The sequence below is a fragment of the Lactiplantibacillus garii genome (genome assembly GCF_003885105.1).
Classification (GTDB): Bacteria; Bacillota; Bacilli; order Lactobacillales; family Lactobacillaceae; genus Lactiplantibacillus; species Lactiplantibacillus garii.
Window position 1 is genome coordinate 20,132 of the sequence record NZ_QWZQ01000026.1, and the last position, 23,304, is coordinate 43,435.

Consider the following 23,304-nt stretch of genomic DNA (forward strand, 5'->3'; position numbering starts at 1 on the left):
TAATTATTAAGCTATTGATGATGCGGCAACTTGGGTCGTTAGCTGGGCTCAGCGACTACTGGAAGCGAATGCTCAGGAGGGCGAGATTAGGCAGCAATTGAAGGCGGCGGTTACGACGTTTAACGGCGAACTGTTCCAGCTCTTGAACCGTTACCCGTGGCTCGTGCCGGCCACGGTCGGGACGTACGGTTTTTGGAAATTTGCCCAGGAATGGCTGGCTCAGCGGTCGGGGACGAAATGATTGTCCCGTGTGGCGACTTTTGCTTAGTGCTAACTTTAACTGCTTAGCATAATTTTTTTAATGTGCCACACCGCTAACTTGCAGTAGAATGACAACTAGTAACGTATAATATAAATAGTTGATGACACTAGTTGAAGTGAGTAAAGCCATTCCACGGGGTGGTGGACTTAGTTTAGTAAATTAGCATAATTAACAATTAATGGACGGGGGTCGTGACATGTCGGTAGGATGGTTATACGTTTTAACGTATATTTCGGGAACGTATGAATTTCTTTTTATGATCATTACTTTCCGGGAATACTTAACGTGGAAAATTGGGTTAGTCTGGTTCGGTTTAGTGGTCGGGGTGTGCTTAGTGCTGTTTCCAGCCATTAGCAGCCTGTTACCGGGTGTGCCGCTGGTGTTCTTCTACATCATCCCGTTAGTCGTGACAACGACGGTGATGAGTTCCAAAATGTTGCAGACGAACTGGTTATTGATGTTACCACTGGCAATTTTTCTAAACGCGGCGAAGCGGTTGATTGGCGCCATCTTTGGCAACCTGGTGAAATATTTAACGCAGTCCACGTCACCGATGCTCACGCAGCAGGTGCTCCATTTACAGCGGGTCGAGGATCTCAACTTGTTTTGGGCGGTGGTGATCGGGCTACCGTTCATCATCATTTTGGCGTTGGCGGCCCACCACTGGGTCGTTAAAGTTTCGGCGGCGGACTTTTTGCGGCGGACCCGGGTGGAGCGGAGTGACTACTTATTAGTCAGTTTGTGTTTCATTATGTATATTTTTGTGTACACGTTTGCCATGGAGTCGTCGATCACCAACCAAACATACGCCGCCATCGTTGCCAGCATTGTTTTTGGCGGGGTGGGTCTTTATTTGGTCTTGAATAAGAGCTCCCGGTTGAACGACCAGCAATTAATGGACTCTTTAGGAAAGTATAACCAACTACTAAGTCACCACAACCAAACGCTGCACCTGTTTAAACACGACTACGAAAACATTCTACTCAGCTTAGCGCACTTCATTGAAACGCGGGATATTGACGGTTTGAGCCGCTATTTTAAAGCTGAAATTGAACCGACTAAGGAATTATTTGGTGAAAACACGGGCTTAAGTAGTCTGCGGTTTTTGGAGATTCCCGAATTAAACGGCTTGATCTATTCCAAGTATGACGAGGCGCTGGCCCGCCACGTGGACCTGCGGATTCTGGTGTTGGAGCGGGTCAAATTAGTTGATCAGCCGCTCGTGCCGGTCATCCGGATCTTAGGGAACTTATTGGACAACGCAATTGACGCGGCAGAAAGCGCGGACCACGTCGTCCGGTTGACGATTGACCCGAGTACGCCGAACCAGTTGCGTTTCAGCGTCCAAAACCAAGTGGCTCCCGGCACGGACGTGGACTTGCAAAAACTAAGTAAGAGCCGCTATACGACCAAACCCGGCCACCTCGGTTACGGCTTACAGAGCATTCAATCGTTGACCAACGCGCACGTTCAGGTCCATTACCAAGTGCAGGACCAAACTTTTAGCGCCACCTTGACCTTGACGGCTAGTCACTAATTGCCAAGTGGGGTTTACTTGCCATATAATTTAAATAATAAGAGCGGTAAAGGCTGACGATTGGCAAGGGGGATGAGCGTATTGGATTACACGAAGTTATATTACCGGCAAGCCTATTCCGCGTACTGTTTTTTGGCGGACTTGCCCGAAGCAACGGCGAAGTTTCAAGCGGACCGCAAACTCCTGTGGGCGTTAAACGACGGGCCAACGGCGGATGCGGCCCAGCGGGTGGCGCTAGAACTGACGGATAACGTTGCGGCGTTAGAGGTGGATGACCACCGGCATTCGCCGGCAGCGGTTCAAACCATCAACTTGCAACGGGACAACGCAACGCAGGGGCTTAACCAGCTCGCCCGGCTATTCGGTGCCTATCCCGCTAACACGGTGATTGGAACGCTGGATAACTGGGACTGGCGGTAAGGATTGCCGCGTCGTTAAGTAATTATGATTTTGGTTGATAATAGGAAAAACAGGCGCGTGAGGGTCCAACACCATCACGCGCCTGTTTTTTAAGTTGATCACTGGACTTGGTACCGGAGCACGGTCCTGAGGCGTTCCGGGGCGACCCGGCGCGCGTCCGATAAGTAAATTTCACGGTGGACTTTGCTGACCCGGGTCAGTCCGCGCTCGGCCACCAGCTGGTCGATCTTAGCAAAACTGGCCGGTTCGTCGTCGTAGCGGCCCACGTGCAAGACTTCGGCAGCTTGCATAGCCGCAAACCGTTTGAGGCCGAGGTCCTGGGCTAACGGGACGTCCGGTTTGGCTTGAACGGTCGCTAAAACTGAGTTGATCAGGTCGGTGGGGACGAAATCCGGCACGCGGATCATCAGGTCGTAACTGAATTCGTTTTTGTCAAGGTGGTCGAGTTGTTGGCCCTTACTCGTCAGTGACCAGACGCCTTCCAGCGGGAAAACGACGTAATCGTTGTACGGCAGGTCGCCGGTGGCCGTCTTTTTAAAGGTCATCTTGATGCCGTACGCCGCGGCGTAGAGGGCTTGGACTTGTGCCTGAAACGCCGGGTTAGTGTTCGGGTTGCCGGTACCGTGGAGGCTCACAAAACGTTGTGCCGGCACGTCGAGAATTACCGGGGTCGTTTTGGGGAGGTAGCGGGCTTTTTCCAGTTTGCGCCATTCGTATTTCATTTAAATCAGCTCCGTTTCACGAAAAATATATTGGTTATTTTTATTATACGTGAGGGTCGCTACCAGGTGGTAAGTAGTTGGTAAAAAAGTTTTAGTTTAAAAGTTTAAGCTTTTAAACGTTTGAACGATGTGCTATACTGCAATTGTTCAAATCAATTAATCAACATTGGAGGAATTGACAATGACAACTAAACCAGACGCAGCACTTGGTAAGGCAATGGAAACGCGGCAATCTGTTCGGAATTTTGACCCGGACGTGCGCATTCCGCATGCTGAGGTGACAGAGATGATTCAAGAAGCGATTTCCGCACCGTCCGCTTGCAACTTACAATCGTGGTATTTTGCCGTGGTGGATACGCCGGCGGGTAAGGAGCAGTTACGGTCGTTTTTCCTGCCATTTAATCGGCCACAGCTGGACACCGCTTCGACGATCGTGATGATTTTTGGTAACACTAAATCGCACGAGGCTTACCGGGACTTGTGGCAAAAGGCGTATGAAAATGGTCAAGTCACCGCTGAAAAGCGTGATGAGATCCTCAAGACTTTTTTACCGTTTTATGAAAGCGCTACCCAAGACTTCCTGAAGAATGATGCCACCGTTGACGCGTCGCTAGCAGCGATGCAGCTGATGTTAGCCGCGCAACTGCACGGTTACGTTACCAACCCAATTGGCGGCTACGATCCAAGTAAGGCGGCGATTGCCATGGGACTGGATCCTAAGCAGTACGTCCCCGTGATGGCCGTAGCCATTGGGAAACCAGCACCAGCCGGCAACTTGGGTGAAAATTTAGCGGTCAAATCGATCCGCTACGCGCCGGAACAAGTGATGAAGTTCATCACGGATTAGGTTCAGGGGGCACCCCTTACAATTTGGATCATCGTAAGGCGGGGCCTTATCAAGTCGTTACTTGGTCACGGACGTAACCAGTTTATCAAATCCCTAATGAGGCTGTGACAAAAGTCACAGCCTCTGTTGTATCTCCGTACAATTATTATCGAAACGTGCGCCAAAAGTCAGCGGCCTCCGCTTAACCACGTATGCCAAACAATCCAAGACCAGGATTATTCGTCATACGCCGTTAATGCTCACCAGCTAACCGACTTTTGGCACACTCTGATTTTTAATTTAAATTGTGCAACCGGGAATAATTGACATCACAGCCGAAAGAGGGTTTAATGGTTTAAAACCATTAACGTAAACCAAGCGTTCTCGTAAGGAGGAAACTGAATGTCTGAAGAAACCTTAGCATTATTTAAAACGGGTATTCCGATTTTTACGATGTTAACGGATGAGAACCGGCAAAAAATTTTAGTGATGCTCTGCCAAGTTGATAAGATGAGTGTCTCAGAGATTACGGAAAAACTGGCATTATCTCGGCCGGCAGTATCCCATCACCTAAGTTTATTGCTTAACGCCGGGTTACTAAAAGTGACTAAGATTGGAACTGAACGTTACTACAGCAACAGTATGGGGGCGACCCTGACGCTGTTAAAACGGTTGACCAATTCGTTAGAGGCGGATATTGCTGAGCACAACCGGTAAGCATTGCGTGAAAAAATAATAGCGAGATGTTCAATGGCATTACCAAGACTAAAGCGGCTAGGTAGTGCCATTTTTGTCGTGTTGGCTGTCATGACAAAAAAAGTCCCCCCAAACTGTTCCAGCAGTTTGGGAGGAGACAACGAAACATCAGTTTCGCTAACGATTTTCGTCTTTGATTGTACCAAGTCTGGCGCTGGCATACAATTGTTTTTTGAAGAAAATTGCAATTACGCGCGAACGAACTAAAAATACTGTCAGGGTTATCGTGTCAAAATCAACGGCAACGACTTCGTTAGCTAGTTTAGAGTGATGTTTAGCATAAATGAGTGGCGTGATTAAAGAGCCCGTGAAAACGCTTTAATTTAGTTGCTCACAGCCGCACAAATGGGTGTATAATCAATAGAAATGAGCCAAAACGGAGGAAAGCATCATGACTGAAACCACGGTATGTCAGCAATTTGATCGGGTCGTGCGCCAAATGCCAGCTAAGGAACGGGTCGCGTTTTATCACTTCTGGCAGGCGTTTTTGGACGCGCACTTGGAACGGCTGATGATGAAGTACGACTGTACCGACGTTTACGAATTAGCGACCCACCATCCCGAAGTTTACCGGGAATGGATCGTCCAGTTTAAGACCCTGCTGTACGTGCACGGGGTCAACGAGCACCACGCCGCCGATCTCGGGTACGACGAGGTTGGTAACCTCAAAATTAATAAAGCCCACGGCACGCTGACCATTCCAGTCGGGGCGTAGGGGCAGTCGGTTCGTTTAGCGATACGCTGACGGGCCGTTTTTATTGTTACGAAAGGGCTGGCGGTTGACACGCCGTGAAGCGGCACCGTATACTGACAAAAAGCAATGCAGAAAGGGTGATTTCATGGCAACTTATCAAGTTGATACGCGCGCGGCGACGACCCTTAATTTAGGTGTGGCGAACGCGCCGCATACGCTGACGGCGTTTTTTAACCTCGTGTGCCCCGATACCCTACAGTGGTGGGCGAATAACCACGCGGTCATCACGGACGCGGTGGCGGCGGGCCAGCTGGCCGTCCACCTCAAATTCTGGAATAAACCGAAGGAAGCGTTGGCCAACGGTAACGTCGCCCACCGCTACGTGGATTACGCCCACCCGCAAGCGGCGTTGGCGTTTGTCACGACGATCTTTGACCACCAGGACGACCTACGCGAACTGTCGAGTGGGGACGTGCCGCAATACCTCGAAACCCACTACCAGGTGAAACCGTACGGTAACGCGGCCAGCGTCCAAGCGGCGGTTGACCAAGACGTCGTGACAAACGGCGTTTTAACGGTACCAACGCTGATTCTAGACGATCAAAAGTACACCGGTGACAGTTTGCCGCTGCTTAAACCCGCCTTAGCATAAGCTCAAACCAAAAGGGCCCCGCAAATTAATGCGGAGCCCTTTAAACGTGGTCTAATTTAATTAGTTCGAGCTTGATGAAGATGAGGTTGAAAGGTATGAAGATAAGATATCTTTCAAGTCGCTATCCTTGATAGAAACGTTCCCACCCTTAAGCACTTTAGAAACAACGTTGTGCAAGACGGTTGAGTCGCTCATGTCGTTGTCCCAGATTTGTTGCTTCAAGTCACTGGTATGATCAGACATCTTACCCTTACCAGGGTTCTTGATCATCCGAATGATTTCGTAACCGTTGCTGGTCTTAATGGCAGAAGTGGTGTATTCACCGTTCTTCAACTTGAAGGCTGCGGTCAAGAATTTGGATGAATAGCTGGTGTTCGTGTTATCAAAGGCGGATAATTTCCCACCATCGTTCTTGGTAGTGGTATCAGTCGAGTACTTCTTAGCTAACTTGGTGAAGTTGGCTTGGCTCGAATCCTTCTTCAACGCCTTCAAAACGGTGTCAGCCGTTGAACTCTTGGCAACTAAAATGTGTTGAACCGTTACTTTAGGTTCGTAAGACTTCCACTGTTTCTTCAAAGCGGCGTTCGTGATCTTGACCTTATCCTTAACGGCTTCCTTTAAGAGTAAGTTAGAACGTAATTGTTCCTTGAAGCCCTTAGCCGTCAAACCGTTTTGTGATAAAACGGTTGAGAATGAACTCCCGTATTGGGACTTGTAAGTGTTGTATTGCTTGTCAACGGCCTTACTTGAAACCTTGGAACCGTAGTCCTTTTCAAGAACCTTGTTCAGGATCATTTGTTGCAAGACTTGCTTACCTGAAGAAGTTCCCTTCATACTACTGTAATATTGACTTTCGGTGATCTTACCACCGGAAGTTGACGCAACTGTCTTGCTACCGCAACCGGCCAACGTAAACGTCATTAAAACGCCGGCAAGGGCAATAAGCCATTTTTTCATACCAAAAACACATCCTATTCTTGAAATCTTCTGCACTAGCAGACTTACCAGACTACTATACCATATCTAGCAGGGCTTCTGCAGGTCGTTGCAAATCTTTACAAAATTTTCAGAGAATTCACAACGTCTTCACAAGTGTAACGTTTTAACTAATTATTGCAAGCAATTATTCGGAATTAGCTCGATTTTGCCCGGGTTGGTTGAGCACATTAAAAAGGCCGTGAACACTAGTTGCTCACGGCCTTAACGCTTATTTTGATTGGTCGCCGCTTAAATGGTCCAGCGTCGCTTGCAAGTGGTCGGCGTGTTTTTGCAGCAGGGCGACGTGCGGTTCGATTTTAAACTGAAACTTATCGATGTCGGTCTGAATGTCGTCAAACACTTCGGCGGCGTGTTGCAGCTGCACGCCCAAATTACTGGTCGCGTCACTGAAGTCTTCGCGCGCCGTTTGTAAGTCGTCGGCCGCGTCCAACACTTCCTGGACGTAACTTTTAACGTCGTGGTAAACGTCCTTGGGCGTTTTTTGATTGATCAGCATGTACGCCGCGGCGCTTAAACCGATCCCAATCAATCCGTTGCGAATAAATTTAGCCATTGCGAGGACCTCCTAGTTTTGCAATTCCGCCTTAATGGCGTTTTGTAACCGGGTATAGTCGGTTTCGTCGTACTTTTTGGCGTTGTCCTTGAAAATCATCCGGAAATCATCCTTGTCACTGTAACGCGGAATCAAGTGGAAGTGGGAGTGGAAAACGGACTGGTAAGCCACGGCGCCGTTGTTGTTAACGATGTTCATCCCAATGATCCGGTCGTCGGCCGCTTTGATGGCGCGGGCGATTTCGGGGATGCGGGCGAACACGAGACTGGCTAAATCGCGGTCGTAACCGAAAATGTCGGCGACGTGGGTCTTCGGAATCACCAGCGTGTGACCGGGCGTTCCCTGGGAAATGTCGAGGAAGGCCTTGACCATGTCGTCTTCGTAAACGGTGTAGCTGGGGATGTCCCCCTTAATAATTTTGCAGAAAATACAATCATCATCGAGTTGCGGTTCAAAAGCGTTCATTCGATAACACCTTCTAGTTTAAGATTTAGTTAATTGAAAAGTTGCTTTCATTATACACTAATCCAAACACCGTTATCAAAGGGAGTTGGCACCGGTTGCAGTTGTCGGGGGAGCGCGGTTCAACCATTGGCGCGGCCTATGCTATAATGGATGCACTTAGATGATACAGAAAGAGGTTAAGACCATGGCATTAACGGTGAGTCACTTAGTCGGTGGCTATTCACAAATTCCGGTTTTAAAAGACATTAGTTTTGAAGTTCAACCCGGCGAATTAGTCGGGTTGATTGGGTTAAACGGGGCTGGTAAGTCGACCACCATTAACCACATCATTGGGTTACTCACGCCGATGAAGGGAAAAATTACACTCAACGACGTGACGTTAGCGACCGATCCGCAGGCCTATAAGGCCCAGATTGCCTACATTCCCGAAACGCCCATATTATATGAAGAATTAACTTTAAAGGAACACTTGGAAATGACGATGCTGGCGTACGGCCTGGACCAAACGGCGGCCTGGGAACGCGCCAACGAACTGTTAAAAATTTTCCGGTTGGATAATAAGTTGGACTGGTTCCCGGCGAACTTTTCCAAGGGGATGAAACAGAAAGTCATGATCGTTTGCGCGTTCATCACCAACGCAAAGTTGTTTATCATCGACGAGCCGTTCTTAGGACTCGATCCGCTGGCGGTCCACGACCTGTTACATTTGATTGCGACCGTTAAACAGCGTGGCGCCGGGGTTTTGATGTCAACGCACGTGCTGGACACCGCCGAAAAGGCCTGCGACCGCTTCGTCCTGCTGCATTCCGGGGAAGTCCAGACCCAGGGGACTTTCCAAGAGATCAAGGCCAATTACCCGGACGCCGGGGAGTCCTTAAACGACATCTACCTGAGCTTGACTGGGGTGACCCGTCATGAATGAGTTATACCAACACCGTTTACAACGGCACTTGCGGCAAATGCTGCGCTACTTACGGTTGGTGTTTAACGACCACTTTGTGATTGCGCTGATGTTTTTCGTGGGTGGCCTGGGCTTGACCTATTCCAACTGGCTTAAAACGGTCGGGCCGCAAGATACTTGGATCATTGCCGTTGTGGGGCTGCTGTTGTGGGGCGGCCTCGGCATTGGCCGGGTGGCGACGCTGCTGGAACCGGCCGACACCGTCTTTTTGTTGCCGCGTGAACGCGACCTGCACGGCTACTTGGTGCACGCCTGGCATTACAGCTGGTGGCTGGCCCAGATCGTGCAGGTTTGCTTAGTGATTTTAACGCTGCCGTTACTCGTCCTCGTTGATAAAATTGCCGGCGCGGCACTGGTGGCCCTCCTCGTGACCCAGTTGGCGTTAAAGGATAGTCAGATGACGTTAGCCGTGACCCACCTGTACCGATTGACCGTGACCGCTAAACGCTGGTCGAAACCACTTAACTGGTTAGTCGCCCTCGTGATCTTAGCACTCGGGTTATTAGTGTCGCCGTGGCTCAGCTTAGTGCTGGCGTTAGCGTTGGCCGGGGTTCAGCGGGTTTGGCACAACCGGCTGTGGCCGCACAGCGTGGTTGCTTGGCGCGACGATGTTAAACTGGAAGCCAACCGGATGCTCGGCATTTACCGTTTCTTTAACCTGTTTACCGACGTGCCGATGGTGCAGGGGAGTGTCAAACGCCGGCGCTACCTCGACTGGGTGCTGCGCTGGTTGCCGAAAGACCAGGCCCACGCGTTTGGGTACCTGTTTAGCCGCGGGATGTTGCGCGGGACCGAATTCAGCGGGTTAGTGGCCCGTTTGACCGTGATCGGCGCCATCCTGCTGTATTTCAGCGGTCACGGCTGGTTAGCCATGGCGTTGGACGTCGTTTTTATCTACTTAATTGGGTTCCAACTGTTGCCGTTTTATAAGCGTTACGATAATATAGTTTTTACACACATTTATCCGTTGAGCGCGAAACGGCGCTTGGCAAACTTTCAACGGCTGCTGACAAACGTGTTAAGTGTGACCGGGGTCATCTTTTTAGCGGCCTTCTGGTTAAGTAACGCACCGTTAGTCCAAGTCGGGTTTTTACTGGTGATCAACGCGGTTGAAATCTATCTCTTAGTTGCTTGGTATGCCAAGTTGCGATTAGCTTAAAACGCCGACGTAGCAACGCTTAAAAAGGACTTGACGCGAGCCGGTTTGGTCTTTAGAATGTGATTGTTGAGTAAGTTGAATGAGTAAATAAATTTTTTGAGAGGAGTGGGGCTGATGGATTTCGAACTCGATGACGGCTGGGACATTTATCCGATTTATGGGAATACGAACAAGGCGTTCATGGGCAAAAAAGATCACCAACGATTGTTCCTTAAACGTAACGCTTCGCCGTTTTTAGCGGCGCTGTCGATGGAAGAAATTACCCCGCGATTGATCTGGACAAAACGTATCTCGAGTGGGGATACGTTAACGGCCCAAGAGTGGCTGAATGGTCAAACTTTAACGAAGCAACAAATGCGGCTGCCTGAAGTGGCGCATTTATTGGCACGTGTGCACAATTCCAAGTTGCTTCACCGGATGTTAACCAAGGTTGGCGGTCAGGTCGTCCGACCGCACCAATTTATTCGCGAATATTTGAGCGATTTACCAGATGATTTGCGTCAACACCCGTTGATGGCAAACGTCTTAACTGAATTACAAGGGACCCTGCCGACTTTACCAGTGGCGGATTACCGAGTTTGTCACGGCGATTTGAACCATAAGAACTGGTTATTATCCGATCACCGGCAGCTCTACTTAGTTGACTGGGACTCCGCGCGCTTCGCGGACCCGGCCTCCGACATTAGCATGTTACTGTGCGAATACGTGCCGCTAAGTGCTTGGCAGGCGTGGTTCAAGGAGTACGGCGAAACCATGACCGCGGATCTGCGGACCCGGGTGGTTTGGTACGCTAAAATTAATTTATTATTGAATATTAAGGACAACTACTACCGGAATCAGTACCACCAAATGAATCACGAGATTATTTTTTTGGAAGAACTTTCCCAGTACGAAGTCTAATTAAATGGCAAGCAAAGGTCGCCGCGAGTCCCGGTTGGAATTCGCGGCGATTTTACGGACACCGATAAGGAGTTATTAATAGTTATGCGTGTAAGAAATAAACCGTGGGCGCCAAAGTTAATTGCCGCCCACCCGGAACTGATCACCGAAGACCCGACCCAGTTAAAGGGTCAGTGGCAGAGCCGTTTTGAAAAGGCCCAACCGTTACAAATTGAAGTCGGCAGCGGCAAGGGCCAGTTCATCATCAACATGGCCAAACGCCACCCCGAGATCAACTACGTGGCCATTGAAATTCAAACGTCGGTGATCGCCGTTATTTTGAAAAAATTGGTTGAAGAACCGTTACCGAACTTGCAGCTGGCCCACGCGGACGGTCAGGCCGTCACGGCGTTCTTTGAACCCCACGAAGTCGACCGGTTATACTTAAACTTCTCCGACCCGTGGCCGAAAGCCCGGCACGAAAAACGGCGCTTGACTTACAAGTCGTTTTTGCAATCGTACCAAGAGGTTTTAAAGCCCAACGGTCAAATCGAATTTAAGACCGATAACCGCGGCCTGTTTGAATTTTCGTTGACCAGCATGAATAACTACGGCCTGCACTTTGAACAGGTCTGGCTGGACCTCCACGCGGTCGTGACGCCCGAAGAAAACGTCGAGACCGAATACGAACAAAAATTTAGCGCCAAGGGTCCGATCTATAAGATCATCGCGACTTTCCCGGCGGACAAAGAATAGTGACCATTAAATATTGAAGTTTCCCAAGCAATTTCGGGGAAGCTTCTTTTTGTTTATAAACTGGTCGTTATTATGGGGTAAGAATTTAAAATAAAATGGTGTAAGCGCTTTATATCGTCCGCTCTTTCGGCTACAATGTCGTTAGGTTTATTTTATTTTACATTAGTTGCAATCGAATCAACCTTTGGAGGGAGCGAACACCTTGGAGAGTAAAAGTCAGGTTACGATGACGCGGGGCAAGGCGACGAGCCGGGTTTGGTTAATGACCGGTGCGGCGCTTTTGGCGTGGCAGATCAACCAGCAGTCCGTGCAGGCCGATACGGGGAACGCGGCACAAACGAGCAATGACAAGACGCTAACGGTCACCCAACCAGATACGACAACGGCTGGAACAACCGTGTTGCGTACGGGGCAGACGGCTAGTCCAACTAGTGAAAAAATGAATAATTCTGCAGAAAACGTTACCAACGAAACTGAGCAGTCGGGACAGTCAACACCGCCCGCAACCACGAGTACAACGGATGATGGTACTGGGGCCGACGCTGCGGCCGACCAGGTAAATGCGGATACGGTTAGTGAACAACCGGCAACGAGCGCAGACGCTAAGTCAGCCAATACACCGGAAGTTTCGGCAACAAACGGGGCCACCACGACCAGTGAAGTGCCGGTAAGTGCGACGGATAACCCGTCGGCAACGAATGTTACGCCGACTGCGGCTGAAGAGGAGCCCGTAACGAACAATACCGAACCGGAAGTGACCGAATCAGAGCCAACCGAAGTCGAACCGACTACTCCTGCCGAACCTGAATCCACGACATCGGGGACGTCGTCGGAACCAGTCATCGCAGTGAGTGGGGAGGACGCAACGGTGACGCCAAATGGACTTAAGGGAGTCCAGCTGGCGCACGGTTCCGTGCGACCGTTGATGGCGAAAGCCGCGCTGGTGGCTGCTGAACCCGTAGCGGTAACGGACTACGACGGTTACAACGCGGCGGCAGAAGACCGTCGTGGTATTTGGGGAACCAGTGAATGGTGGCTGGACGAAAACAACGTTTTAAACATTGGTGGCGGTCAGTTAACGGATACCAATGTGAAAATGGATCAAGACGGTAAGGTGACGGACTGGGGGAACATTGGGTGGCAAAAGTGGCTGACTAAGGATCCCACCAAGGACGAAAACTTACTTATTCAGGATGTTAAAATTTGGGACACGGTCCGGGTTGGTAGTGACGCAACCCACCTATTTTCGGGTCTTAGATTAACTGGTGACCCGGAGTTTAATGATGAGAATCTTGACACAAAGGGTACGACCAACATGGCCTATATGTTTTCAGAAATAGCTGGTAATCATTCGTTGCCAACTTCGATGACGGTTAGTTTTGATACGGGTAACGTTACCAACATGCAAGGAATGTTTTCCAACATAAACGGCAGACGCATTATCATTAATATCGATTTTGATACGAGTAACGTTACTAATATGTCCCATATGTTTTACAACGTTGAAAATTTGCATAAATTGTATTGGACTAAAAAATTTAAAACAAGTGCAGTTACAGATTTATCTTATTTTTTTGCTAATTGTGCATTCGTTGTAGAAATGAGTCCGGTTGATTTTGATACCAGTAACGTTACCAATATGAGCTATATGTTTTTTCACACAACTCTTCCCGACGATCTAAGTTTAAGTAGTTTTAAGACGGACAATGTGACGGATATGTCCCACATGTTTGATAGTTTTAGTTACCTCAGTCATAACGCAGTTGATATCAGTAATTTTGACACCAGTAAGGTGACTACCATGGCGGGCATGTTCAAAGCATATGACGGTTTTTATTCTGGGCTTCTTGATAATTTGAATACAACCAGCGTGCAGGATATGTCGGAAATGTTTGCGAACCAAAACTTTTTGGAACAGTTAACTTTACCGACAAGTTTTGATACTAGTGGTGTCCTGGATATGCACGGAATGTTTAGAAATGTTAATCAAATGACGAGCCTAGATATTTCACAACTGGATACTAGCAAGGTTACCGATATGAGTTTTATGTTTGCTGGCATGATTGCTTTAACTGAAATCAATTTGTCACCGCTCAAGACTGACAAGGTTACGAATATGGCCGGTATGTTTATGAATGACTGGGCGCTCACTAATCTGAATGTATCAGATTTTAACACTAGTCAGGTCGTCAACATGTCCCAAATGTTTCTGAATATGACTAGCTTAACGAGTTTAAATGTATCTTCATCTTCATTTGATACTAGTCAGGTCGTGGACATGTCCACGATGTTTGCAGGAATGCCCGGACTAAGGGAACTCGACGTATCATCGCTTATAACAACTAACGTTAAAAATATGATGGGCATGTTTATGGGCGATGCCGGAATTGGTTCATTAGATTTAACCAATTTTCACACGCCTAACTTGACGGATGCCAATGCTATGTTTTTTTTGATGCCAAATTTAACAGACTTGAATTTGACTCACTTTAATCAAAAAAATAGCCGGATAAATTATTGGGATGGTTTGGGAGTACCATTGAAACTAAACGGTATGTTTAGTTTGGATAAAGCGCTGGGGAACTATCTCGTTGATGTGGGAACTTTAACGCCAGAAATACTAGATGTTCCCGTTAATTTAAGGGTACTAACCCTAAGCAAGGATTCCCGGCTAACGTTACCGGGAACTATTAAAACTTTAGAGGATATCTACTATGTATCTGAAGATGATGATATGACCTTGGATAAATTACTTGCTAGTATGGGGTTGACGGACGTTTCCGAATTATCGGTCTTACTGAAAGCGGGTCTAAATGACGCTGAGGGACCAACTGGGCGTTGGATGAATACGCGCACGGGCGAGGCGTTAACGGCGGCGGAACTGACCGCTCGCTACAGTGATGCACAGGCGGATTTGGCGACAACCGATACTTGGACTTGGCAAGCTGAAATTATCGGGCACGATATTACGAAGATTGCCGATGCAACGACCAGCTGGAAATTGGCTGACAGCGTTGTAAGTGCGCGTGATAACGCTGGTACCCCGTTAAATATGGATCAGTTAGGTATTACCATTACGGATTTGATCACTGGTAAAGTGGTGGCCGTTGGGGATGTTCATCCAGACCAAACGGGACGTTACCAAATCACCGTGACTTACACGGATCCAACCAACGTGGTTCAGGCCATTGAGAAGTTCAGCCTGCAATTTGTTGCCAATCAGGCCGCTATCGACGCCGATAATTCGGTAATTACGGTGGGTGAGACCTGGTTGGGTGATAATTTAAAAGCTGCTACCGACGCGGATGGTAGCACGGTTGCTTTGGAACGGATAAATGTAAGCGGTTCCGTAGACGGTCAAACGCCGGGCGTTTACCAAGTGACGTACCAATTTAATGACCAATTTAAAAATTTAGTAACTAAAACGGTGCAGGTGATCGTTAAGGGCTTGACACTGACTGAGGACACTAAAACCGTGTCCACTGATGATCACTGGGACCCGCGGACTAACGTGGCATTAGTTTTTGACGCACTGGGGAACCAACTTGCCGGTACGGACGTGGACGTTCAGTTGATCAACGCGGCGGGTGAAACGGTCGTTAAATTGAACCGTCCGGGCGTTTATCAGGTAGTGTACAGTATTCCGGATGGGACCGGTACGCTCAGTCAAACGGCTACGGTTACCGTTTTGGCCGGAGAAAACTTGGCTAAGCTGCAGTTAAAAGACTCGGCAATTTTCCTTTATCAGTGGGATCAGTGGGACGCGTTAGCTAATGTTGAGAGCGCTACGGATTCCGACGGTACGGTGTTAGACCCGACCACTATTCAGATTACGAACCCGGTAGATTTCCAGCAAGTCGGCACGTACGACGTTAATTACACGTTTGTCGATCTGTTTGGTGAACGCCAAACAGCGACGGCCACGGTCACCATTTTAGCGAACCAAGCGGGTCTGGCCTTAACTACGTCGCAGCAAACTTTCTACGCGGGTGATCAGTGGGATGCAAAATCGTTTGTCACCGCTACCGCGATCGACGGCACGGACGCGACTGCCCAGGTTAAAATTACGGACACGGTTGATCGGCTTACACCGGGGACGTACACCGTTTTATACGGTTATACGGATAAACAGGAAACGCTGCACTCAGCTAAATTAATCGTGACCGTTTTGGCCAACTTAGCCGGTTTAGATGTCAAGGAGCCGACAGTTCAACTTCGCGCTGGTGACAAGTGGAGTGCTATCGAAAATATCAAGCAAGCACTGGATGTAGACGGAACTGATCTTACTGATAAGGTCCACGTTACCGGTAAGGTGGACTTGGCGCACGTTGGCAAGAATACTGTGACCTATGAATTAACCGACCGTCAAGGCAATATCCACCGTGCAACAACAGTTGTGGAAGTGCTAGAAAACTTAGCCGTTTTAGATGTCAAGGAGCCGACAGTTCAACTTCGCGCAGGTGACAAGTGGAGTGTGATTGATAATATTAAGCATGCACTGGACGTAGACGGAACTGATCTTACTGATCAAGTCAACATCACAGGTAATATTGACCTCACAACAATTGGCACGAACACCGTGTCCTATGAATTAACTGACCGTCAAGGCAAAATTCACCGTGCAACAACGATTGTAGAAGTGTTAGAAAACTTAGCTGATTTAAGGGTTAAGGCGACCGAAGTTGAATTACGGGTTGGTGATAAATGGAATGCTACTGAAAATATTGCGCATGCACTGGAAGTAGACGGAGTTGATATTACTAATAAAGTTCACGTTATCGGTACTGTTGACCTCACAAAAGTTGGCACGACCAACGTGACTTATGAATTGACTGACCGTCAAGGCACGAAACATACTGCGACAACTAACATAAATATCTTGGAAAACTTAGCTAAATTAGACGTGAAGGAGCCAATGATTGAACTGCGGGTTGGCGATAAATGGAGTGCCCTCAATAATATTGCGCAAGCACTAGACGTTGATGGAACTGATCTTACTGATCAAGTCAACATCACGGGTACTGTTGACCTCACAAAAGTTGGTGCGAATACTGTGACCTATGAACTGACTGATCGTCAAGGCAATAAATACGCTGTAACCACGAACGTGAAAGTGTTAGAAAACTTAGTTAGTTTAAGGGTTAAGGCGGCTAATGTTCAGCTACGAGCTGGCGATGAGTGGGACGCCCTTGATAACGTCATTCAGGCACGAGATGTCGACGGAACAAACGTTATTGACCAAATTAAAATAAGTAATAACGTTGATTTGACTATTCCTGGTGAAGGGACGGTCAGCTATGAATTTGTTGATCAGCAAGGATTCCAGCATACGGCAACCACGACCATTACCGTTTTAGAAAACTTGGCCAATTTAAACGTTAAACAAGAAACGATTAACCTTAGGGTCGGTGATGTGTGGGATGCACGGACCAATTTGCAACGAGCTGCGGACGTGGACGGGACCGATGTTACTGACCGAGTTGTCATTAGTAGTACCGTTGACACGAGCAAAACTGGTTCAGGCACGGTAACGTACGGGTTCGTGGATCAGCATGGAATCGAGCACTTGATCACGACAGCGGTGACGGTGCTGGAAAACTTAGCCGATTTAAGTGTTCAGGATTCGAACGTTGAACTCCGGGTTGGTGATCAATGGAACGCTATTGATAATATTCAACGAGCCACGGACGTAGACGGAACTGATGCGACTAATCAGCTTACGATTAACAGCACGATCGATTTAACCACGGCGGGTGTGGGTACGGTCACGTATGAGTTTACGGATCAACAGGGCGTTAAGCATCTCGCAACGACTGAGGTACGTGTCCTAGAAAACTTGGCCAACCTAAGCCTTAAGCAGTCAGTGGTTGAACTCCGGGTCGGTGACCAGTGGGATGCAAACGACAATGTTGCTCGGGCTACGGACGTAGACGGAACTAAAGTCACGGTCTCAGTGAACGGAACAGTTGACGCAACGGTTGCTGGAGATTACCGGTTGACTTACAGCTTTGTGGACCAGCAGCAAAAACGGTGGACGGCCACAGCCGACGTGCGCGTTTTACCCAATGAGGCCCAGCTGCAATTAAACCAAACCGCCGTTCAACTGTCTGTCGGTGATGCGTGGGACGCGTTGGCTAACGTTTTAGTGGCCCGTGACGTGGACGGTAGCACCGTGCCACTTGACCGGGTCCAAGTTAGTGATCCAGTTAATACGGCCACAGCGGGACAGTACCAAGTAACTTACTGGTTCACTGATCAGCAGCAGCGACGCCAAAGTGCCACGGCGACCGTGACAGTGAGTGCGCCGGAAGTACCAGTGGATCCGGATAAACCGGTTGAACCGGAAGTGCCAGTAGACCCAGAAAAACCGGTCAAACCGGAAGTACCAGTGGATCCGGAAAAACCGGTTGAACCAGAAGTGCCAGTAGACCCGGAAAAACCGGTCGAACCGGAAGTACCAGTGGATCCAGAAAAGCCGGTCGAACCGGAAGTTCCAACTGATCCGGATAAGCCAATTGAACCGGAAGTCCCGGCGAACCCGGATAAACCGGTTGTGCCCGAGACCCCAACGGCTCCGGAACGGCCAGTTGAACCAGCAACACCAACGACTTCAACTGAACCCGGTGTGCCCGTAACGACGGTCAAACCGGATCAGCTAAGCGGTACGCCGAAAGCAGCGTCACCGGTCACGACTGAAGCAGTTAGCACGCCGGTTCGCTTGGCCCCAGCACAGTCAGCGCTTCGGCGGGAAAGTAACGCACCTGCTAAAACCAGCCGGGTGACTCGTCAGGCGACGTTACCGCAGACGGACGAAGACGCGCCTACTAGCAAGGTCGGCGCCGTTCTATTGAGCCTGATCGCGTTGCTAACGTTCTGGTTCCCACGACGCAAGCGGTAAACGTTATTTTGATAATTGGATTGTTCATTACGGCGCAAGCAGTGCCAGAAATTTAAATCACGACCAACCGGCAATCATTCGCAAACGAAGCGTTGCCGGTTGGTCGTGATTTGGTTCAACGGAGGTTGACGTCGTTTCAGTCTTAGTGGTCATTTTAAAAGCGTGACCACTATGCTAAACTTTGGGGGACGAGACTTAATTTGGAGGGTGTTAAATGCAAGCAGAACAGTTACCGCGGCGGATCAAAACCGTCTGGTGTTATGCGGCCTTGATCAGTGGTGGGGTCGGCCTACTGATCAGCGCGGCTCTTTGGTTGGCGCACACTTATTGGCACTGGTGGGGGTGGTTACCGGTACTTGGGGTGGTCTTAAGCCTGTTGGACGTCGTGGTCGAACTTGGATTGATTCCGTACCGTTACGCTTTTTGGCGTTACCGAATCACTGAAAACGCGGTGTATTTAAGTAGCGGGGTCTTTTTTAAAAAACAGGTCGCGATCCCAATCGGTCGCATTCAAAACGTGACGTTAGCGGCCGGACCACTACTGCAACTCGTGAAATTACAGGCGGTAACGGTCGAAACGGCCGCGGCGAGCGATAAAATTGACGGGGTCACGCCAGCGGTGGCCGACCAATTGCGTGAGCAGATCATCCGGTTAGCGCGGGAGGCCCGCGATGAAGCCTAAACACTTGGCCTGGCCGGCATTAATTCAATTTTTATGGCGAACGGGCCGCAACTTGGTACTACTATGGGTGCTGGGCTTTTTCCTGCTGGACAAACTCGCCACGGAAACCGCGGTGTTCTGGGGACTGGTCGGCCTCGGGGGACTTACACTGTTAAGCGTGGTGGCGACCGGCGTCCGTTACTGGCGTTTCACTTACCAGGTGACCCCCGCGGGCGTGACGATTCAGCGCGGTTTATTCGTGCGGCAAGTCACCCACATCCCCTACGCCAAAATTCAAACCGTTCAACGCAACCAGTGGTTCTATTTAAGACCGCTGCATTTAGAGCGTTTGACGATTGAAACCGCCGGCAAGCAGGACGACGATGGCGAGGGGCAGTTGGCCGTGGTACCGCAAAGCGTGGGCGATTTGATTGAAGCCTACCGGCACGGTCAAGTTCACCCGGTCGCTGCGTTGGCTCAATCGGCGGATACGGCGCTTAGTCAAAACCCGTCGGAGCCGCGCTATCAAATTAGTTGGTCCGCCTTAAATACTTACGCGCTCAGTTCGTTAGGCGTGGTACCAATCATTTTGGTGCTGGGCTGGCTATACGACAAGCTCACGAAGTTGGCCCCCGAACGCACCGTTGACCAGTTAGAACACCAGTTGGTGACCCTGCAAACGGGGTGGCTGATTGGTCTGGGGGTGCTGGTGCTCGTTTGCGGATTACTGGCGTCCTACGCCACCGTGGTGCAGCGCTACTACCACTTCACACTGGTCAAAACGGCGCAAACGCTCAACATGACCCACGGCTTTTTCCAAAGTAAACGGGTCAGTTTACCCGTACGCCGGATCCAAGCGGTCAAACTCAAACAAAGTATTTTACGGCAATGGTTGCGCCTGACGACCGTTCAGGCGTTGACGGCGGGGCAGGCCGGTGAAGACGAGAATGACCGGGAACTGGTGTTGTTACCGGTGATCAAACCGAATCAGGTGGACGCAACACTGGCACCGTTCATTAGCTGGTGGCCACCTAGTACCGCCTTAATTCCGGTTGGCCGGCTGGGCTGCTGGTTATTCGTGCGCAATAGCTTGCTTCTCTGGGGGTTCGGCTTGGCGGCCCTGACCGGGGTGGTGTGGTGGTGGCTGCCGAACTTACTTCGGATTGTGATGTGGTGCTGGCCGGTCGGGTTACTGATTGCAACCTTGCAGGGCCGCTACGCCGGGCGCAATGCCGGGGTCGCTTTAGCCGGCGCCCACCTCGTTTTACAAACGGGGTCGTGGTTTACCCGCGAACGCTTCGTGGTGCCGCGGGTCAGGGTTCAATCCCTAGAAGTCCGGCAGAGCGTGTGGTTACAGCGCGGCCAGCTCGCGCACCTGACCGTTAAGCTACGGGCGGGCAACGCCGCCAAAACGGTGGAGGTCCGCTACCTGGACAGGGAGACCATTGAAAAAATTCAACGCTGGTACTTGCCAGCGTAACCAAAAAACAGAGTGTGCCAAAAGTCGGTTAGCTGGTGAGCATTAACGGCGTATGGCGAACAATCCTGGACTTGGATTGTTTGACATACGTGGTTAAGCGGAGCCTGCTGACTTTTGAAACCCGTTTCGATAATAATTGTTCGGAGATACAACAGAGGCTGTGACTTTTGTCACAACCTCTGTTTTTTAGGTCGTTTTAAATGAAGGGTGGGTAACCGCTAATTGGCTGGTAGTCGGATTTTTATCTGAGAAAACCAAATTTTTGAAAAAATAATATACAAAAACAGCTATAAAAGCCAATAAGTGTTACTTATTTTTATAAAATGAGTTATACTACGTGTAAGCGCTGTACTAATGAGATATCTTGTTAAATCCAACGATGCGGGAACCGTTTGGTCGTCATTGGTGCGATCAAGTGGAGACGTTGTCAAAGTGGGTGGTCATCGATCAAGGATAAAAATAATTTAAGGTTCAGACACGTGATTGTTTTTAACGGTTTTATGATTCACCGGACACTGCCCGTAAATAAGCAAGAAAGGAACTATCCAATTTTTCTAGATTATGGATAGTGGTGGATAAAAATGAAAGCTAATAATTTGACCCGGTGGGATGCAATTTATGACGTTGTTGTACTCGGATTTGGTGGCGCGGGGGCCACGGCTGCACGCTTTGCGGCGGACGCAGGTTCAAAAGTGTTATTGGTCGATGCGGCGCCGGAGGGCCATGAAGGTGGGAACACGCGTTACGCTGAACAGGTCATCGCTTCTGGTGATGACGTGGAAGGTTTGAAAACGTACCACCGGGCCATGGCTGCACCCCTGGCGATCGATGAGGATCAGTTGGACACCTTCGTTGAGGGGTTGGTCAACATGGGAGATTACATCAAAGACGCGTTTGGGACCGAACCGTACCGTTTCAAAAAGGATCCCAATGCGGATCCATTAGTGAAACAGTTCACGGAGGAATTTCCGGAACTACCGGGAGCGGGTGCTTATGATTTGACGACCGTTCATAAAGGGTTCGGTGACAGTGGATTATGGAAGGCTTTACGTAAAGCCGTCATGGATCGTCAGGACCGTATCGACGTCTGGTACAGTTCCCCGGCCCGCCATTTACTACAAGCCGCGGATGGCACGGTACTAGGTGCACAGATCGAACGTGGACACGTCCTGCGTAATATTCGTGCCCGCAACGGGGTCATCATGACCACCGGTGGTTTTGAAAATAATCAACGGATGATCCAAGAATACTTAGGAGCCGATTATCTGGCACCAATCGGCACGCTGTATAATCACGGCATCGGGATCACGATGGCCCAAGAAGTGGGCGCCGACCTCGCGCACATGCAAAGCTATGAATCGTTAGGGCTACTGCACGGTTTATCGATCCGCACGACGAAGGGTAAGCGCGGCAAGGGGAACATGGCCGTCGTTTGTCCGCCGATCACTCAGGGAAGCGTGTTTGCGATCGGAACGGACGGAACCCGGTACTTTAAAGAAGACGAAGTTAACCGGCATGGTAAGATCAACGATCACGGTACGGCTTGGCGGGCACCGGCGGCTCAAAGCAACCCGTTCCTCATTTTTGATCAAACCAAATTTGATGAGTTACAAAACGTTGACCTGTCGAACTACCCGTTATCATTACGGGGCATCCTGACGCCTGATCTGTTTAAGACCATGACGGAACAAGCAGTCAAGGCTGATTCGGTTGCGGAATTGGCTCATCAAATTGGCGTTTCCGCGGATAAATTGACCGAAACCGTGTCAGATTTTAATTTCTTTGCGACCCATGGAAAAGACTACGCCTTTCACCGTGATCCGAAGTCGTTACGGGCGTTGGATGACGGTCCCTATTACGCGTTAGCGCTGCGGCAAAACATGTTGAATACGCAGGGGGGTGCCCGGCGGAATTCACGGACGGAAGTGCTCGATACGACCGGAACGCCGATCCCACACTTATACGAAGCCGGCGAACTTGGTGCGTTGTTTGTTAATCAGTACGCTGGTGGGGGAAACCTTGCCGAGTTATTGATCTTTGGTAAGATCGCCGGTGAAAATGCGGCCGTGCCGAAAGCTACCACCGTCCCGCTAGCTGAAAACGCGGCGCAAGCCGTTGAAGCTGAAACCACGCCGTCATCGACGGACACGCTGGGGACTGACGCAACCGCACACGAAGACTACCCGTGCGCCCCTAATCAGGCAATCGGTCGCAGTGATGCGGGAATGGGCGGTGAAGTCGTCGTCCGCGTAACGGTCGATGATGATCATAAGCTCGAAAACGTTGAAGTGTTGGAAGAAAGTGAGAGTGACGACGTGGCGTCCGCCGCGTTACAAACGTTACCCCAAGAAATGGTGGCTAAAAACACTTACGAAGTTGACGCCGCTACCGGGGCCTCGCGCTCGAGCCGGGCGTTAAAAGAAGCGGTTCAGCGAGCCTTAGTCAAATTGAGCTAATGATGTGAAAGTGTGTAAAAATAAAGAGATTAGGACATAAGTCCCAATCTCTTTATTTTTGACTCTGAAATAAACCCGATATGATATTTGTATATTTTTTAGCCTATGCAAGACCATTGAATTTAAGATGCTTAAAGAACCAATAGCCAAGAAAGAATTAATTAATGG

At 49.5% G+C, this 23,304-nt stretch carries 19 protein-coding genes; 15 read left to right on the forward strand and 4 right to left on the reverse strand.

Translation table 11 applies throughout. From position 1 onward, the window contains the following. Nucleotides 1-97: 97 nt before the first annotated feature. The 3 genes from D1831_RS14395 (at nt 98) to D1831_RS08590 (ending at nt 2,219) form a co-directional block, all read left to right on the forward strand. Complete coding sequence (locus tag D1831_RS14395; RefSeq protein ID WP_158610654.1) at nt 98-241, forward strand: hypothetical protein; 144 nt, start codon at nt 98-100, stop codon at nt 239-241. 217 nt (nt 242-458) lie between these two features. Continuing rightward, nucleotides 459-1,799 (forward strand): sensor histidine kinase, encoded by a 1,341-nt coding sequence (locus D1831_RS08585; RefSeq protein ID WP_125072524.1) that lies wholly within the window; start codon nt 459-461, stop codon nt 1,797-1,799. A 72-nt stretch (nt 1,800-1,871) separates the two neighbouring features. After that, the gene (locus tag D1831_RS08590) at nt 1,872-2,219 is read left to right on the forward strand and encodes a hypothetical protein (protein WP_125072525.1); all 348 of its coding nucleotides are present in this window, start codon (nt 1,872-1,874) and stop codon (nt 2,217-2,219) included. 98 nt (nt 2,220-2,317) lie between these two features. Here D1831_RS08590 and D1831_RS08595 read toward each other — a convergent pair whose 3' ends face one another. Next, nucleotides 2,318-2,941 carry a GyrI-like domain-containing protein gene (locus D1831_RS08595; protein WP_125072526.1) on the reverse strand — a complete coding sequence of 208 codons (624 nt, stop codon included), beginning with the start codon at nt 2,939-2,941 and terminating at the stop codon, nt 2,318-2,320. A gap of 181 nt (nt 2,942-3,122) precedes the next feature. Between D1831_RS08595 and D1831_RS08600 the strand changes: the two genes are divergently transcribed. The 4 genes from D1831_RS08600 (at nt 3,123) to D1831_RS08615 (ending at nt 5,869) form a co-directional block, all read left to right on the forward strand. Continuing rightward, a complete protein-coding gene (locus D1831_RS08600; protein WP_125072527.1) occupies nt 3,123-3,788 on the forward strand; it encodes a nitroreductase family protein in 666 nt (221 codons plus the stop codon). A gap of 381 nt (nt 3,789-4,169) precedes the next feature. Continuing rightward, nucleotides 4,170-4,484, forward strand: a complete 315-nt coding sequence (locus D1831_RS08605) for a metalloregulator ArsR/SmtB family transcription factor (RefSeq protein ID WP_125072528.1) — start codon at nt 4,170-4,172, stop codon at nt 4,482-4,484. Between the two features lie 430 nt (nt 4,485-4,914). Next, nucleotides 4,915-5,238, forward strand: a complete 324-nt coding sequence (locus D1831_RS08610) for a hypothetical protein (protein ID WP_125072529.1) — start codon at nt 4,915-4,917, stop codon at nt 5,236-5,238. 124 nt (nt 5,239-5,362) lie between these two features. Next, nucleotides 5,363-5,869, forward strand: coding sequence for a thioredoxin domain-containing protein (locus tag D1831_RS08615; protein WP_125072530.1), 507 nt, complete (start codon nt 5,363-5,365; stop codon nt 5,867-5,869). Nucleotides 5,870-5,929: 60 nt separating this feature from the next. Here the strand turns inward: D1831_RS08615 and D1831_RS08620 are convergent, their stop codons facing one another. The 3 genes from D1831_RS08620 to D1831_RS08630 all read right to left on the reverse strand — a co-directional run bounded on the left by D1831_RS08620 (nt 5,930) and on the right by D1831_RS08630 (nt 7,886). Next, nucleotides 5,930-6,826, reverse strand: coding sequence for a peptidylprolyl isomerase PrsA (locus D1831_RS08620; RefSeq protein WP_125072531.1), 897 nt, complete (start codon nt 6,824-6,826; stop codon nt 5,930-5,932). A gap of 250 nt (nt 6,827-7,076) precedes the next feature. After that, complete coding sequence (locus tag D1831_RS08625) at nt 7,077-7,421, reverse strand: hypothetical protein (RefSeq protein ID WP_125072532.1); 345 nt, start codon at nt 7,419-7,421, stop codon at nt 7,077-7,079. Between the two features lie 12 nt (nt 7,422-7,433). Continuing rightward, the gene (locus D1831_RS08630) at nt 7,434-7,886 is read right to left on the reverse strand and encodes an HIT family protein (protein WP_125072533.1); all 453 of its coding nucleotides are present in this window, start codon (nt 7,884-7,886) and stop codon (nt 7,434-7,436) included. Nucleotides 7,887-8,070: 184 nt separating this feature from the next. On the opposite strand from D1831_RS08630, the gene D1831_RS08635 reads away from it, so the two are divergent. From D1831_RS08635 to D1831_RS08670, 8 genes are all read left to right on the forward strand, one after another. Further along, entirely contained in the window at nt 8,071-8,808 is a 738-nt protein-coding gene (locus D1831_RS08635) for an ABC transporter ATP-binding protein (protein WP_125072541.1), read from the forward strand. Further along, nucleotides 8,801-10,006, forward strand: coding sequence for an ABC transporter permease (locus tag D1831_RS08640; protein ID WP_125072534.1), 1,206 nt, complete (start codon nt 8,801-8,803; stop codon nt 10,004-10,006). The genes D1831_RS08635 and D1831_RS08640 overlap by 8 nt, the downstream gene beginning before the upstream one ends. A 114-nt stretch (nt 10,007-10,120) precedes the next feature. Beyond that, nucleotides 10,121-10,906, forward strand: coding sequence for a phosphotransferase family protein (locus tag D1831_RS08645; RefSeq protein WP_125072535.1), 786 nt, complete (start codon nt 10,121-10,123; stop codon nt 10,904-10,906). Between the two features lie 84 nt (nt 10,907-10,990). Further along, nucleotides 10,991-11,641: a tRNA (guanosine(46)-N7)-methyltransferase TrmB gene (trmB, locus tag D1831_RS08650; RefSeq protein ID WP_125072536.1), complete on the forward strand. Its 651-nt coding sequence runs from the start codon at nt 10,991-10,993 to the stop codon at nt 11,639-11,641. Nucleotides 11,642-11,843: 202 nt separating this feature from the next. After that, nucleotides 11,844-18,539: an immunoglobulin-like domain-containing protein gene (locus D1831_RS08655; protein ID WP_125072537.1), complete on the forward strand. Its 6,696-nt coding sequence runs from the start codon at nt 11,844-11,846 to the stop codon at nt 18,537-18,539. 214 nt (nt 18,540-18,753) lie between these two features. Next, nucleotides 18,754-19,221: a PH domain-containing protein gene (locus tag D1831_RS08660; protein WP_125072538.1), complete on the forward strand. Its 468-nt coding sequence runs from the start codon at nt 18,754-18,756 to the stop codon at nt 19,219-19,221. Then, nucleotides 19,211-20,680 (forward strand): PH domain-containing protein, encoded by a 1,470-nt coding sequence (locus D1831_RS08665; protein WP_125072539.1) that lies wholly within the window; start codon nt 19,211-19,213, stop codon nt 20,678-20,680. The genes D1831_RS08660 and D1831_RS08665 overlap by 11 nt, the downstream gene beginning before the upstream one ends. A gap of 581 nt (nt 20,681-21,261) precedes the next feature. Next, nucleotides 21,262-23,136 carry an FAD-binding protein gene (locus tag D1831_RS08670; RefSeq protein ID WP_125072540.1) on the forward strand — a complete coding sequence of 625 codons (1,875 nt, stop codon included), beginning with the start codon at nt 21,262-21,264 and terminating at the stop codon, nt 23,134-23,136. Nucleotides 23,137-23,304: the final 168 nt, after the last annotated feature.